General features: G+C 70.8%; 16 protein-coding genes. 11 read left to right on the forward strand and 5 right to left on the reverse strand.

The window, feature by feature from the left end; translation table 11 throughout:
• Positions 1 to 38: 38 nt before the first annotated feature.
• From kdpF to ACH4J0_RS26515, 5 genes are all read right to left on the reverse strand, one after another.
• A complete protein-coding gene (gene kdpF, locus ACH4J0_RS26495; protein WP_396243086.1) occupies positions 39 to 128 on the reverse strand; it encodes a K(+)-transporting ATPase subunit F in 90 nt (29 codons plus the stop codon).
• Between the two features lie 327 nt (positions 129 to 455).
• Positions 456 to 2,288: an APC family permease gene (locus ACH4J0_RS26500; RefSeq protein WP_396243087.1), complete on the reverse strand. Its 1,833-nt coding sequence runs from the start codon at positions 2,286 to 2,288 to the stop codon at positions 456 to 458.
• Between the two features lie 569 nt (positions 2,289 to 2,857).
• A complete protein-coding gene (locus ACH4J0_RS26505) occupies positions 2,858 to 3,304 on the reverse strand; it encodes a hypothetical protein (protein WP_396243088.1) in 447 nt (148 codons plus the stop codon).
• Positions 3,305 to 5,033: 1,729 nt separating this feature from the next.
• Complete coding sequence (locus tag ACH4J0_RS26510) at positions 5,034 to 5,669, reverse strand: HAD family hydrolase (RefSeq protein WP_396243089.1); 636 nt, start codon at positions 5,667 to 5,669, stop codon at positions 5,034 to 5,036.
• A 47-nt stretch (positions 5,670 to 5,716) separates the two neighbouring features.
• Positions 5,717 to 6,565, reverse strand: a complete 849-nt coding sequence (locus ACH4J0_RS26515) for a GntR family transcriptional regulator (RefSeq protein WP_396243090.1) — start codon at positions 6,563 to 6,565, stop codon at positions 5,717 to 5,719.
• Between the two features lie 473 nt (positions 6,566 to 7,038).
• Between ACH4J0_RS26515 and ACH4J0_RS26520 the strand changes: the two genes are divergently transcribed.
• From ACH4J0_RS26520 to ACH4J0_RS26570, 11 genes are all read left to right on the forward strand, one after another.
• The gene (locus ACH4J0_RS26520) at positions 7,039 to 7,317 is read left to right on the forward strand and encodes a hypothetical protein (RefSeq protein WP_396243091.1); all 279 of its coding nucleotides are present in this window, start codon (positions 7,039 to 7,041) and stop codon (positions 7,315 to 7,317) included.
• A 101-nt stretch (positions 7,318 to 7,418) separates the two neighbouring features.
• A complete protein-coding gene (locus tag ACH4J0_RS26525; RefSeq protein ID WP_396243092.1) occupies positions 7,419 to 8,912 on the forward strand; it encodes a DUF2637 domain-containing protein in 1,494 nt (497 codons plus the stop codon).
• Positions 8,913 to 8,960: 48 nt separating this feature from the next.
• Positions 8,961 to 9,083 carry a hypothetical protein gene (locus ACH4J0_RS26530; RefSeq protein ID WP_396243093.1) on the forward strand — a complete coding sequence of 41 codons (123 nt, stop codon included), beginning with the start codon at positions 8,961 to 8,963 and terminating at the stop codon, positions 9,081 to 9,083.
• A complete protein-coding gene (locus tag ACH4J0_RS26535; protein ID WP_396243094.1) occupies positions 9,080 to 9,328 on the forward strand; it encodes a hypothetical protein in 249 nt (82 codons plus the stop codon). Before ACH4J0_RS26530 ends, ACH4J0_RS26535 begins: the two co-directional genes overlap by 4 nt.
• Entirely contained in the window at positions 9,325 to 9,492 is a 168-nt protein-coding gene (locus ACH4J0_RS26540) for a hypothetical protein (protein ID WP_396243095.1), read from the forward strand. The genes ACH4J0_RS26535 and ACH4J0_RS26540 overlap by 4 nt, the downstream gene beginning before the upstream one ends.
• Positions 9,493 to 9,634: 142 nt before the next feature.
• Entirely contained in the window at positions 9,635 to 10,000 is a 366-nt protein-coding gene (locus ACH4J0_RS26545; RefSeq protein ID WP_396243096.1) for a hypothetical protein, read from the forward strand.
• 1 nt (position 10,001) lies between these two features.
• A complete protein-coding gene (locus tag ACH4J0_RS26550; RefSeq protein WP_396243097.1) occupies positions 10,002 to 10,526 on the forward strand; it encodes a hypothetical protein in 525 nt (174 codons plus the stop codon).
• Positions 10,526 to 11,527, forward strand: a complete 1,002-nt coding sequence (locus ACH4J0_RS26555) for a hypothetical protein (RefSeq protein ID WP_396243098.1) — start codon at positions 10,526 to 10,528, stop codon at positions 11,525 to 11,527. The genes ACH4J0_RS26550 and ACH4J0_RS26555 overlap by 1 nt, the downstream gene beginning before the upstream one ends.
• 183 nt (positions 11,528 to 11,710) lie before the next feature.
• Complete coding sequence (locus ACH4J0_RS26560; protein WP_396243099.1) at positions 11,711 to 11,872, forward strand: hypothetical protein; 162 nt, start codon at positions 11,711 to 11,713, stop codon at positions 11,870 to 11,872.
• A gap of 102 nt (positions 11,873 to 11,974) precedes the next feature.
• Positions 11,975 to 12,262, forward strand: coding sequence for a hypothetical protein (locus ACH4J0_RS26565; protein ID WP_396243100.1), 288 nt, complete (start codon positions 11,975 to 11,977; stop codon positions 12,260 to 12,262).
• Positions 12,259 to 14,235, forward strand: a complete 1,977-nt coding sequence (locus ACH4J0_RS26570; RefSeq protein ID WP_396243101.1) for a DUF3987 domain-containing protein — start codon at positions 12,259 to 12,261, stop codon at positions 14,233 to 14,235. Before ACH4J0_RS26565 ends, ACH4J0_RS26570 begins: the two co-directional genes overlap by 4 nt.
• Positions 14,236 to 14,366 lie beyond the last annotated feature (131 nt).

Below are 14,366 nucleotides of genomic sequence, written 5' to 3' on the forward strand. Positions count from 1 at the left end.
CGACGGCCTGCAGCCAGCCCGCGAGAGTGGAGCTCATGTCAGAACTTCTCCGGGTAGACCAGCGCGACGATGAGGTAGCCGACGAGGGCGACGGCCACGACCAGGCCGGTGATGTTCTCGGCGCTCACAGCTTCTCCACCCCCCGCGCGATCAGGGCGATGACGGCGAACACGGCGACCGTGACACCGACGTAGATGAGATCGGACATGGGCTCCACCAGCGTGGTTCGGGAGATGCCGCGGACGGGCCGGAGGGCCTCCGTGCGGCACCGGCGGGCGGCCGGCAGATGCAGCCAACCAGCCGTCAAGGGCGCGTTCAGGGGCCCTGACGCCCTCCATACGGGGGCGGGCCGGTCGTTGACGGGACCTTGACGCACGGGTGGTGGGACGACGAACGGCCCCGGACGGCGAGCTGCCGTCCGGGGCCGTACGCGTTCCCCCCGTCTCCTCCGCCGGTCACATCCGCATCCGCAGCCGGCAGACCACCGCGTCGGTGTGCCGGCGCAGGGCGCGGTCGATCACGGCGCCGCGGCGGTTCTGCAGCGCGCCCTGCCACCAGTGGGCGGGCTCGACCTCGGGGATCAGCACGGTGAGCCGGTCGTGGGCGTGCTCCTCGCCGAGCCGGTTGACGAAGGCGGCGATCGGCGGGCCGAGCCGCCGGTGGTCCTCCGGGATCTCCAGCAGGGGCACCCCCGGCTGCCACAGCTCCCAGTCCCGGCGCAGCGCCTCGGCGTCGGCCGGATCGTGCACCACGGTCACCGCGACCACCTCGTCGCCCAGCGACAGCGCCGCCGACAGCCCGTCCCGGGTCAGCCGGGTGATCGCCGTCACCGGGACCACCACCAGACTGCGCCGGCGGGTCACCGCGCCCGGCACCCGGCCGAGTTCCAGGCGTTCGCCGATCCGCCCGTAGCTGCGGTGGACCGCTTCGAACAGCACCACCAGCAGCGGCAGGGCCACCACGATGCCCCAGGCGCCCTCGGTGAACTTGGTGCCGGTCACCACGAGCGCGGCGACGCCGGTCAGCAGCGCCCCGAAGCCGTTCAGCGCGGCCTTGCCCCGCCAGCCGGCCGGGCGGTGCAGGTGCCAGTGCCGGACCATGCCGACCTGGCAGACGGTGAAGCCGACGAACACACCGATCGAGAACAGCGGCACCAGGCTGTTGACGTCGCCACCGGAGCCGACCAGCAGCGCGGCCGACACCGCGGCCAGGAACAGCACGCCGTACCGGTACACCTGGCGGTCGGCGCGCAGCGCGAAGACGTGCGGGAGGTGGTTGTCCCGGGCGAGCAGGTCCATCAGCACCGGCAGGCCGCCGAAGGAGGTGTTGGCGGCCAGGCCGAGCAGGACCACGGTGGCGAACTGGACGACGTAGAAGCCGATGCCGTGGCCCAGCGAGGCGTCGGCGAGCTGGGCGAGCACGGTGACGCCGTCGACCGGCTGGAGGTGGAAGCGGCCGATCAGCACGGCCAGACCGACCAGCATCACGCCGAGCAGCGCGCCGAGCACGACCTCGGTGTGCTGGGCCCGTCTCACCCGCGGGATCCGGAAGGAGGGGACGGCGTTGGCCACCGCCTCGACACCGGTCAGCGCCGAGCAGCCGGCCGCGAAGGCCTTGAGCAGCAGCAGCGCGCCCACCACGGTGGCGTTCCCGGCGAGCACCGAGGCGTGACCGGCGGCAGCCTCCGTACTGACCGGGGCGTCCCGGAACAGGCCGACCACGACGATCGCCAGGACGGCGAGCACGAACACGGCCGTCGGCGCCATGAACCAGCGCGCCGACTCGGCGATGCCGCGCAGGTTGACGGCGGTCACCAGGGCGAGCACGCCCAGGCAGAGCCAGACCCGGTCGTCGTACAGGCCCGGCACGGCCGAGGTCAGGGCGGCCACGCCGGCGGTCACCGAGACCGCGACGTTCAGGACGTAGTCGATCACCAGCGAGGCCGCCGCGGTCAGCGCCGTCCGACGGCCCAGATGGGCCTTGGCCACCGCGTAGGAACCGCCGCCGTCCGGGAAGGCCGCGATCACCTGCCGGTAGGAGGCCACCAGCACCCCGAGCAGCACGGCGATCGCCACCGTGACCGGCAGGGTGAAGCCCAGCCCGTACGAACCGGCGGCGGCCAGCACCAGCACGACCGACTCGGGGCCGTAAGCCACCGAGGCCATCGCGTCCAGCGACAGCGCCGCCAGCCCGCCGAGCGCACTCAGCCGGTGCCGCTCTCCACCCGCCCCGGTGTCCGGCGGTTCGGGCTCGGCCGTCACGGCCGGGGTGGAAGGGGCGCTGGGCATCGGACGGGACCTCCGCAGTCGGTAGTTCTCCGAATCCTGCGGTTCGCGCGCCCGGGCCCCGTCCGCCCCCTACGCGTTCCTGACGCCGCCACCACCGGCCTTGACGCGCCCTTGACGGGGCCGGGCGGCGGGAGGGGGCGTTGGCGGGGGTGGGTGAGCCGTTGTCCCGGCGGGCGCCGGTTGGGAAGACGATCAGCTCGAAGGACTCCCACCCCCGGCCTCCCACTCTGCTGCCTGCTGAACGTAATTGCAAGCAATGCGCAATAACTGTCGCACAGCGCCCGGAACGCACGAAAAGACCCCCGATCCGCGTTTCCGCAGATCGGGGGCCGTTTCTCCATCCGGTGGCTGGTGCAGGGTTCGAACCTGCGTAGCTTGCGCGACAGATTTACAGGCCGCTGACCAGGGGTGCTCTGACCTGCGGACTCTTGCTCGCGGCCCGGATCTGGTCCGCTACCGGTCCGGATCATGGTCCCGACGGCCCCCTGCCACCCCACCTTCGCGAGCACCCATAGGGCCGCGTCGGACAGCGCTCTCCGCTGCCCGACGCGGCCCTTCTGTGTTTCACCTCACGCCCCGCCGGCCGGACCGCCGACACCGAGGTCGCGCCGGGCCTCCGCGTGGTAGGCGTTCAGCAACTCGACCAGGACGGGGGTGGTCGACACCGCAGTGTGCTCGCGGGCGGCAATCTCGGACTCCCAGAGCGCGATGTTCACCGCCTTCGCCGCCTCCACGGCAGCCGGACTCGCGAGCAGCACGAGCGTCTCGAAGAGCGCCGATCGCTGGATCTCCGCCTGCTCCATCGTCGCCAGGAACTCCACCCGCACCGTCGAGCCCGCCTCAGCCTGCCTGGCCCGCTTGGCGACCGCGTCGATCTCCTTCACGCAGGTCGCGTACTGCACGTAGGTGTCGAGCTTCCGCTCATCCCACCGCGAGGCCATCAGCCGCTGGTGCTTGGTCCGCTCCGCCCACCCGGTTGCCACGAACGAGGTGAGCGCACCCAGCAAAACGCCCACCAGCGTGACGATCTGAGTAATCACTGCCCAGAACCTACCGAGCATGGCCAGTCTCGGGAAGAACTCCCTCGCATCCAGGTCGTCCTGGAAGTTCCCGGCTGCTGCCGGAGCCCATCCTGTGCCGCACGCCGCCACAGCCACACGCTCTGGAACAGATCATGCGGTCTGGCCCGGGCTGGGACGTAGTCCCAACCGGCCCATATAAGTCAGGTGGACGGAGGGCACATCAGTTGCATCTCAGCAGATCGCGGCTCACCTGACGGTCAGCCCAGGTTGACACGCCAGGGGTGTCGAGACCCCGGGTGAATTCGCCCGGGGCCCCGTCGTGCATCTACCCTATAAGGACTGCAAAACCCATTCGCTGACACATGAGTGAGTATCCGTCAGGAGGTCTGGCCGCAAGGTGCGGTCGGAATCACGGCGTCCGCTTGGACGGACGTCGCGATCCCGACCGCAAGGCGCGGCCGGGTCATCGCGAAGGGGTGGAGCATGACCGCGCTCAATCAGCAGCAGCCGGCAGATGAGGATCCGGATGCAGAGCCGAAGAACGCGGTGAGGCCCCACAGGGATGGGATGCGCCGACTGCTTGCCGTGTGGCGAGGGGTGAAGGTTGCGTACGACATCTGGCAGTTGCTCCAGGATCTATGGAGCTAGCTGCTTAGCACGATGGCCCAGCCGCTCCAACGGCCAGGCCATCGCTAGTGCGACTGTAGAGCCACACCTTGCTACGGAGGGTCCGTCTCGAAACCCCTGGTGTTCGTAGCACCAGGCGGGGCGGGCCCTTCTCTGCACATCCGCTTGTACTTTCACGGTGTCAAGCGTTGCGCTGCCATCGACGATACCAGGATTGATGTGTTTGATGTGGTATCGATCTTCCCGTCGGAACCGTAAATGCATCATTTACTCCGCCGACTTCGCGACCAGCCAAGATGCTGCCGAACGTCTCAACACCCAGCCCCTGGACAGGTCTTGAGGGGTCGCTCCCATCAACGCCAAGATGCTGAAGATCGACCCAGCGGCAGGTTAGGCACCGGGCGCCGACCTCCCTTACAGTGAGGGTGGGCTCGCCTTCAGATGCGAGGCCCAGCGCGAGAAAGTCGCCCGGCCCACTTTCCTAGGGCAAGCCGGACGACCTTCTTCAACCAGTCACTTGGGGCCTGGTCCTGCTACATGGGGCCGGGCCCCAAGTGGGTGTCAACGCCAAACACGGCCGCGACCAAGGCCACCACGATCTGCACGAGCAGGGTGACGGTCGTCGGAGCGAGCTGCGGCATCTTGCAGGACATGCGCTTGGTGACCGGGGCAGTGCCTACCGTCTTACGACGGCGGGAACGACGCGAGCGGGACAAGATGACCTCCACTGGCCAGGGGTGGCGGCCGTTCAAGCCGCCAGGGCACGGACATGAAGGTCCGTCCGACTCTGGTGACCCCGGAGGTTCTCTGCGCTTGCGTCAGATTGAGTTTACGATCGCGCACCCCGCCCACGGCAAGCTGATCATGCGACGTGACCACTAATACTGGGCACAGTGAGGACTGTAGCCACTAGTTCTAGGCCTTGCGGCTACACGCGTAGCTGCTCTACGCCCAGCGCTCTAGCTGGACGCAAGCGGTCCGGCCGTCCCATCCGCAAACACTCGATCAAGTCTCCAAACAGGCAGATCTTTCACCTGATCCAGGCTTGCTTGCCTCATTTCCGGGAGTCAGGCGAAGGACGAGCCAACATCGCCGATCAGACGAGGGCATCGGCGATGAGCTGCATCGAGTCCACGATCACCACTGCGCCGGCGGCAGCCAGCTTGATCCCCTTCCCCGGCTTGTTGGCGTAGCCGATCGTCGGGATACCGGCGGCCTCCCCGGCCTCGACGTCGCGGGCCGCGTCGCCGATGAAGATGCAGTGCTCCGGCCCGGCACCCGCGGCTTCCATCGCTTCGAGCAGGAGGCGCGGGTTCGGCTTCATGGACGAGGGGTCGCCCGGGGCGCGTCCGAAGACGCTGGCCACGTAGTCGCTGAGGCCATGAGCGGCGAGGTAAGCATCGATGGCCGCGCCCGCGTTGTTACTGACCACCGAGACCAGCCGACCGGAGAGGACAGCAGCGTGCAGAACCGATTCGCCGCCTGGGGTCGGGCGAGCGACCCGGACAGCTTCGATCTCCAGCATGGCCAGCGCGATGTCCGTGCTCGCCGTGAGGTCGGGGCGAGCGTCCGCGACCAGCCGGAGCAGGGCGAGCGGGTCGTTCTCCTCCCCCGCTCCGGCTGGGACCGGCTCGCCGGTGGCGAGCAGGCCCTCACGGAGTCGCCGCGCGACCTCCGGAGCAGGAAGACCGGCGAAGACCGAGCACACCGGGCCGTCGAAGTCGAGGAGCACGTGCTTCACCGGCCGCAGGACGTCAGCGAGTTGCTGAGGGGTGGCGATCATGGCTGCCGCTCGTACGCGATCGTGCTCCACACGCTGTCGAACCACATCTGGGCTTGCTGGACATACTGCGATCCGAGCGAGGCGTCGTCCGGGCCAGCGGCGTGGTGGAACAGGGTGGTGTCCTTGCCGGTGACGTCGTAGAAGGTGTGGGCGGTGTCGTCGATCGTCACAGTGCGCTCACGGAGCGGGTAGAAGCCGAAGAAGGCCTCCGAGCGGTTCAGGATGTACAACTTGAACAGACTGGACGCCCGGTGGACCTTGACCTGGACACTCGCCTTCTGGACCAGGCCCAACTCGGCCAGCATCTCCACCGAGTGCGCGATGCCGCCGGCGTTCGTCAGCGCGATGTTGCGGGCGCGCTGCCGGAGGGCGGCCTCGTCCTGGAGCCCGTCGACCAGGACCGGCACGGCCATCGGCGCCGTGGTGTCCGGCAGCAGCAGCCGGACTGTGATGGATTCCGGCGCCAGCCGGCCGGAGCGGACCTTGTCAAGCGGCTCCTGCAGCGCGTTGTGCAGCGTCTCGCTGGAGAACCCGGCGAAGTCGAGCGTCACTTGCTGCTGCTCGAAGGCGGCCTCCAGGTGCGGCCGCAACCCGACCGGCCGAGAGGTGCGCTCCCGCACGAAGGAGCCACTCCCCTGCCGGGTCACGATCAGCCCCTCGGTGCGGAGCAGGTCGAGCGCCTTGTCCACGGTCCCCCGCGCCACGCCGAAGTGCTTCGCCAGCTCAGGGCCGGAGGGCAGCTTGTCGCCGGTCTCGAAGCCCGGCTTCTTCGTGAGGATCGAGGCCCGCAGAGAGCTGCTGACCTGCTGATACGGGGGGCGCGAGTCATCCGGGTCTAGGGCCATCCCCCAATGCTAGGGGAGGTGCCCAACAGACGCGAGAAACCCAACTCTCTTGACCTGCCTAAGCAGGTTGCCTATGTTGTGTGTGTCGCACCAAGTGAGACAAGGGCGACACAGAGAGGCCTTCTTTGGGCTGCTCTGAGCTACACAAATGCGCCTATGGGGATAGGCGAAGGGGCCCGGGACAGATCGGGCCGAGGTCACCGCGCCTTGTCAGTCGGATGGCATGGACCGAGAGGTCCGCGTCTGCCTTGAAAGACGCACCCCCGCCAGTTCGCCGCCGAGCTCCTCGGCCCCGGACCGGCGCGGTCTCAGCGAACGAGTGTCTTTGGTCCCCGATCCGCGCCACCTGGGCGGATCGGCGGCCATGGCTGCTCGTGACGAGTAGCCGGCCCTGAACTCGGGGCCGCCGCGCTTTCCTTGGCCGGGCGCGCGGCAGCCCCTGGGGCCCACCTCCCACTGGAAGAGGTAGACCCGTGAAGTCGATTGTTGCAGGTCAACACGCCATGGACTCCGAGGAGTTCGCGGAGCTGGCGTTGGGCGTGGACGAGGAGCTGTTCGCCGGTGTGCCCGGCGAGTCGGTCGTCGAGCGCCAGGCGCGGTTGGACGTGGCATACGACGTCCTGGCGGACCTGCGCCGCGAGGACCTGGAGCTGGCCGCGTACGCCGAGCGGCTGGTGCGGATGGCGCCGGTGCCGCTGCGGCGCCCGGCGGTCATCCACCGCACGGCGAGCGTCGAGCGGGTGGCCGCGTGACGACCATGTCCGCACCGGCGGCCGTTTCAACTCCGACCGTCAGCACTTCAACCCCGCGGCCCGCCGCTTCAACCGCGTCGGCGACCGCCCCGAGCGCGCTCATGCTGGGCCTGACCGTCCTGGCCGCGCTCGGCGGCGCGGCGCTGGCCGGCATCGGTTTCAGCGGCTCCTACAGCGCGCTGAAGGAGCTCGGTTTCAGGCACAGCTTCGGAGACTTCAGCTACGCGTTCCCGGTCGGCGTGGACGCCGGGATCGTGGCCCTGCTCGCGATGGATCTGCACCTGATCCATAAGGGCACCCCGTGGCCGATGCTGCGACTGCTGGCCCACGGCTTCACCGCCGCGACGATCTACTTCAACGCCGCCTCCGCCGGGCCGCTGCTGAAGAACCCGACCGGCACCGCGATGCACGCCGTCATCCCGGTCATGTTCATCGCGGTGGTGGAGGCCGGACGGCGCCTGGTCATCCGGATCACCCAGGTCGAGGCCGGACACCAGCAGGACGGCGTGCCGCTGCATCGCTGGATCCTCGCCCCGTGGCCATCGTTCCGGATGTACCGGCGGATGCGCCTGAACGGCATCGCCTCCTACGACCGGGCGGTCGAGCTGGAGCGTGAACGGCTCGTCTACCGGGTGATGCTGGAGCGCGAGCACGACGGCGACTGGCGCAAGGCCCCCGCTGACCAGCGCCTTCCCCTCACCATGGAACGCTTCGGGCTTAGCGTGGACGAGGCCCTGGCCCTGCCCCTGGAAGCCGAGGAACGCGCCCGGCTGCGGGCCGAACGCAGGGCCGCGTTCGAGGCCGAGGTCACCGCTCGCACCGAGGCCCGGACCGCCGATGCCCGGATCTCCAGCCTGCGCACGGCAGGCCGCATCGAGGCGGCCGGGTACGAGGTCGGCGCCGAGACCGCCGCCGCCCGTGCTCAGGCTCAGGCCCGGACGCTGGCCGCCGGCCGGGAGGCTGAGGCCGCCGAACGGCTCGACCAGGCAGAGGAGGAGCTGAGGGCTGCCGCCGCCGAACAGGAGGCCGCCGAGGCCCGCCGACGCGCCGCTGAAACCGACCGTGCCGCCGCTGAAACGGAGCAGGCCGCTGCTGAAACGCGGCGTCGTGCCGCTGAAACAGACCGTGCGGCGGCCGCCGTCGAACGGGCCCAGGCCGAGGACGAACAGGCCGCCCAGGCCGCCCGCCTGAGCGCGGCTGAAACCGCCAAGGCTGCGGCTGAAAAGGAGGAGGCCGCCGCTGAAGCAGGCCGCCGCACGGCTGAAGCCGAGCGCGACGCGGCCGCCGCCAAACGCGCCCAGGCCGACACCGAAGAGGCCACCGAGGCGGCCCGGCTGCGTGCTGCCGAAGCCCGCCGACGCGCGGCTGAAGCCGAGCTGCACGCGGTTGAAGCGGAGGACGCGGCGAAACTGACCCCCGCCGCCCGCGCCACCCGGCGCGTCGCCCGGATGATCCTCGCGGCCGGCGGCAACCCCGAGGCCGTCAGCCTCCAGTCCATCGCCGAGGCCCTCGACGTCTCCCTCGCCACCGCCTCCGGGCGCCGGGCCGAGGCCGCCGAGCTGATCGCCTCCGGCTACATCCCGAACGCTGCCTGACCTGCTCGAAGGCCCCGCTCCACCACACCGCACACGGAGATCAGTGTCATGGACCTGACGAACCCTCCAGCCGTCATCCCCCCGATCACGCCCGAGGACCGCATCCGCGCCGCCGCCGGCGCCGACCGCGTGCTGACCGTCCAGGTCGGCAAGAGCGGCGGTGCGCGGTGAAGCCGATCACCACCCTGCCGCTGGTCGGCATCGTGCGCCGTGACGACCGTGACGGCATCTCCTACCGCGCTGCCGCCCCGGTGCCGCTCGATGTCGTCAGCGGCCTGGTCCGCGAGCCGTGGTGCAGCCGGATCGTGGTCACCGACGCCTCCGCCGACGGCCAGCGGCCCGCCGAGTTCCGCGCCATGTGCGTGTTCGAGAGCCAGCCGTTCGTCCTCACCGGCCTGATCGGAGCCCGCCAGTGAGCCTGCTCCGCCGCAAGGCCCAGCCCCAGCAGTCCGGGCAGCAGCGGCGTGCCAAGGCCGTTCGCGCGGCCGACCAGGCCGGGCACGCCGCCATGAACGCCAAGTCCCGCCGCACCACGGCCCTGGAGGCCAACCCCGTCCGCGCCTGGTGGCGCTCCTCCTGACCGCACGCCTTGGGCCCGGCTCCCCAAGCCGGGCCCCCTACCTGGGAGTTCCCGTGGGCTACATGCTGTGCCTGCTGTTCCTGGCGGTCGACTTCGCGATCACGGTCGTGTGCGTCCGCGAGCTGATCCGCCGGGGGTGGAAGTGAGCTACGACCAGATCCCCGAGCTGCCCGCCGACCACCACAAGGCCGTCGACTGGGCCCGGGTGAAGCGCGCGACGCGCCTGCAGCACCCGGTCCGCACCGCCACGACCCTGGGCGTCGGCGTCATCCTCGCGCCGTGGTGGACCGACCACGCCACCCTGCCGCTGATCTCCACCTACGGCCCGCCGGCCGCGTTCGGCCTGGCCTTCATGGCCTGCGTCTCCGGCTCCGTCGCCATCACCAGCGGCCGCCTCCGCCCGCTCGTCCGCCGCGCGGTGGCCGTCGCCCTGGTCGCCGCCGTCACCGGCACCCTCTTCGCCGCCCCCGTTCGCGAGCTCATCGCCGCCTGGATCCTGGAGAGCTGAGATGGACCTGATCGACTTCACCCACGTCGTCACCCGCGCCGGGGCCGCCATGGGCTTCGCCACCATGGCCGTGACCGGCATGACGCTCTACTACTCCAACGGCCGGACGCTGGCCGTGCTCAAGCGCCGCACCACCTGGCTGCCCTGGGCCGGACCCGCCGCCACCATGGTCCTGGCCAGCTCGGTGACCGGCGGCGTGATCGGCAAGATCTCCGGCGGGTTCACCGGCACCGGCAACAAGGCCGGGCAGGTCATCGGCCACCTCGGCATCGGCCAGGACGGCGCCGGCGCCGTCGACGTCTCCACCAGCGAGGTCCTGTCCTACTCCGGCTCCTGGATCGTCCTGGTCCTGGTCGTCGGCGTCGGCCTGTTCATCTACTTCGCCAAGAGCTGGAAGGAACGGGCCCTCGCCCTCTCCGGCGCCCTGACCGGCGCCACCTGGGGCATCGCCTCTTCCATCGGCGGCTGGGCCGCGATGCTCGGCGTCCCGCTGGTCTCCTGGATCGGGGAGCAGGTGATCGGCTGATGCCCGGACCCGCCATCGTCCGCACCCAGCGCGGCGCCCAGCACATCGCGCTGTTCCTCGCTCACTGGGCCGGCGGCCACACCGTGTCCGAGGAAGAGATCGTCCGGCGCATCGTCAAGGCCCGTCAGGAGGCCCACGCCAGCGCTGTGGCCGAGGCCAGCCGCCAGGCCACCGCCGCCCACAAGAAGGCCACCCGGCTCCGCCGGTCCGCGGCCGAGAACGGCGGCCTGGTCCCGGCCGACAGCGTCCGGCTCGCAACCGCGGAGTTCGAAGCCCGGCGCCACGACGCCGCCCGGGACGCCCTGGGCGAGTTCGAGGTGCCGGTGCTCGACCCCGGCCACGTTAAGCACCGGCGCCACCGGATCGCCGCCTGGCGGTGCGTCATACTCGCGTCGCCGGTCGCCGGGATATTGACCGCCTCCTGGATGATCAGCGGCAACGTGTTCCTGTTCAGCGTGCTCGGGGGAGTCGGCGTCTGCCTGGCGCGTGGGGACAAACCGTTCGCGCTGAACGTCCGGGCCGTGCCGGCCGAACTCATCGCCGAGACACCGCTGGTGCTGCCGGTCGCGTCGGTCACCCTGGTGAAGCCCGGGGAGGAGCCGACGGCGGAGTCGGCACCGGTCCCGGCCGACTCAGGGCAGTGGCGCGAGGAGCTCCGCCTCTACGTCGAGCACACCGTCGCCCACGCCGACCTCGAAGGCCGGGCGGGCGTCCACGTGGTCGACCTCCTCAACGGCCTCCAGGAATCGGGCCGCTACCTCGGCTTCACGAAGGCGAGCTTCCCCGCCAAGCTCCGCGACGCGGGCCTGCCCGTCACCGGGATCAGCATCAAGGGCGACAACCAGCTCGGCGTCAGGTACGACCAACTCACCAAAGCTCTCGGCCACTCCCCGCGGCTGCCCGCCCACCTGGTCCCCGACCTCACCCAGGACGAGCCTTCGATCGCGGGGGAGGGCCACCCCTTCCAGAGCCCCTCCCCCGCCGCTCGGCAGACCGCCTAGACGCACTAGACGCGCAGGTCAGCCGTCTAGCGACTACGTCTAGCCCCACATCTAGCCCATCCCCGGAAGGGGATGTGGATCACCACACGAGCGCGCCCGCCTCGGGCCCTGACTCTCCCCGCCAACCCGGCGACGCTCCCCGCCAGGGCCGCCCAACCGGGCTCCCCGAAGAAAGGCACCACTGTGTACGACGACTACGACGCCGCCGACTGGGCGCCGGGCGAGTGCGACCACTGCACCGGCGGTGAGCCCGTCGAAACCCCGCTCGGACTCATCTACTGCGCCTGCCAGATCGGCCAGGGTGCCACCCCCGAGAACTGCCTCTGCGGTCCCGAGGACGACTGACCGACGCAGCACGAAGCCCCGCAGCAACCGTCGACCTTGCAGGGTGACGGGCGGTTGCCGCGGGGCCAATCCGATCCCTCTCAGAGACCAGAGGACTCCAGCATGCCCGGAAACACCACCTCGCCGCAGCCCCGCTGCGAGGCCGCCCACCTCGGCGACGCCAGCCCCTGCGAGGGCCCGCGCGACGCCGTGACCGTTGTGGACCGCCACGGCGACGCCGCCAAGGCCTGCGTGCACCACGGCACCCGCCTGTACGCCAGCCTGGTCGGCCCCCGGGTCTACCCCGGCAGCGTCCCCGGCGCGGCCATCGAGGTCTACAACCGCGCCCAGACCACCTCCGCGTTCGCCTGGCTCGACCACCACCAGCTCCCCACGGAGGACGAGCGGTGACCGAGTACGCCCCGAACGTGATCCCGTTCCGGCCCGAGCCCGCCGAGGTCAAGGCCGCCGAGCAGGCCGTCATCGGCGCTGCCCTGCTCGATCCCGCCCAGATCCCCGCGCTCGCCGCCCAGCTCGGCGACCCGAGCGCGTTCTACCACCTGGCGCACGAGACGATCTGGCGCGCCATCATCCGCATGGCCGACGGCGAGCGGCCGGTGGACCCGGTGCTGCTGGCCGGTGTCCTGCGCGCCCAGGGTGACCTGGTCCGCGTCGGTGGGCCCGGCTACCTGCACACCTGCATCGAGGCCACCCCTACCGCCGCCAACGGCGACTACTACGCCGAGATCGTGCGCGTGGCCGCCGAGCGGCGCCGCATCAACACCGCCACCAGCCGCCTCGCTCACATGGCCGGCGACGACCAGGCCGACCTGGACGCCGTCCGCACTGCCGCGCTCGCCGCCCTGGCGGACCTCGCCTCCGGCGAGACCTGGCTCGACCCCGTGCCGCTCGGCTCCCACGGCGCCCTGCCCACCTTCCCCGTCCGCGCCCTGCCCAACTGGGTGGGCGCGTACGTGGAGGCGGTGGCTGAGTTCACCCAAACACCGGCCGACATGGCCGCCACCATGTCCCTGGCCGCGCTGTCGACCGCCGCCGGCGGCCGGGTGAACGTGGAGATCCGGCCCGGCTGGCGCGAGCAGTCGAACCTTTACCTGGTCTGCGCGATGCCGCCCGCCAGCCGCAAGTCCGACGTGTTCGCGTTCCTGACCGGCCCCGTCTACCGGGTCGAGGACGAGCTGCGGGCCGAGGCCCGGGCCCGGATCATCGAGGCCGAGACCGCCAAGGACGCCGCGCTGGCCGAGGTCGAGGCGCTCATGGCCAAGGCCCGCAAGAACCCCGACCTCGACCGCGTGCACCTGGTGGCCGAGATCTCCGCCGCCCGGATGCTGGCCGACGAGATCGTCGTCCCGCCGAGCCCGCGGCTGACCCTCTCCGGGGACATCACCCCCGAGACCGTCACCCACCAGCTCGGCGTCCACCGCTGCCTGGCCGCCCTCTCGCCCGAGGGCGACCTGTTCGACAGCATCGTGGGCCGCTACAGCAGCAAGCCGAACCTCGGGGTCTTCCTCCAGGCGCACAAGGGCGAGCGGCTCCAGGCGGACCGGATCACCCGCGAGCAGCCCACCGTCGACAAGCCCGCGCTCACCATCGGCGTCACCCCGCAGCCCGCCGTCCTCCAAGAGCTCGGCGCCGCTCCCGGCGCCCGGGACCGCGGTCTGCTCGCCCGCTTCCTGTACTCCCTCCCGCCCTCCAACCTCGGCTACCGCAAGATCCGTACGACCCCCGTTCCGGACGCCGTCGCCACCACCTACGACGTCCGGCTGTCCGCCCTTCTGCGCACCCTGACGGCCTTGGACGAGCCGGTCACCGTGACGATGACCGAGGCCGCCGACCTAGCCGTCGAGAAGCTGCAGGAGAAGTTCGAGGTCCAGCTCCGCCCGGACGAGCCACTCGCCCACATCAAGGACTGGGCCGGGAAGCTCGTCGGCCACATCGCCCGCATCGCGGTCCTCCTCCACCTCGCCGACCACGTCGCCAGCGACTGGCGCGCGCCCGTCGAGGCCGCCACCGTCGACCGCGCCGCCGAGATCGCCGAGTACTACACCGCCCACACCCTCGCCGTCTTCGACCTCATCGCCGCCGACCCCGCCACCGAGGACGCCCACGCCCTCCTCCAGTGGCTCCAGCGGCCGAAGAAGGACGGCACCCACCGGACCCACATCAAGGCCCACGACGCCGTCGCGTCGTCCCGGCGGTTCAAGAAGGTCCCCGACGTCGAACCCGCGCTCGCGCTCCTCGAACAGCACGGCTGGCTCCGCGCCGACCAGCCCCCTGCCAGCGGCCAGCGCGGCCGGCCTCAGGCCGTCACCTACCGTGTCCACCCGCTCCTGAGCGCCCCTGCGGACACGAGCCTGATCACGTAACCGTCAGGAACGTCAGGACAAACCCCTGGCCTGGAGAAACGCCACCAGACGAGCAGTCAGGGCATGTCAGGGCCGTCAGGAGATACCGGCTACCCCTGACAGCCCTGACAACGCCTGACGTCCGGCCAGGG

This window comes from Kitasatospora sp. NPDC017646 (genome assembly GCF_044329365.1).
Lineage (GTDB): Bacteria > Actinomycetota > Actinomycetes > Streptomycetales > Streptomycetaceae > Kitasatospora.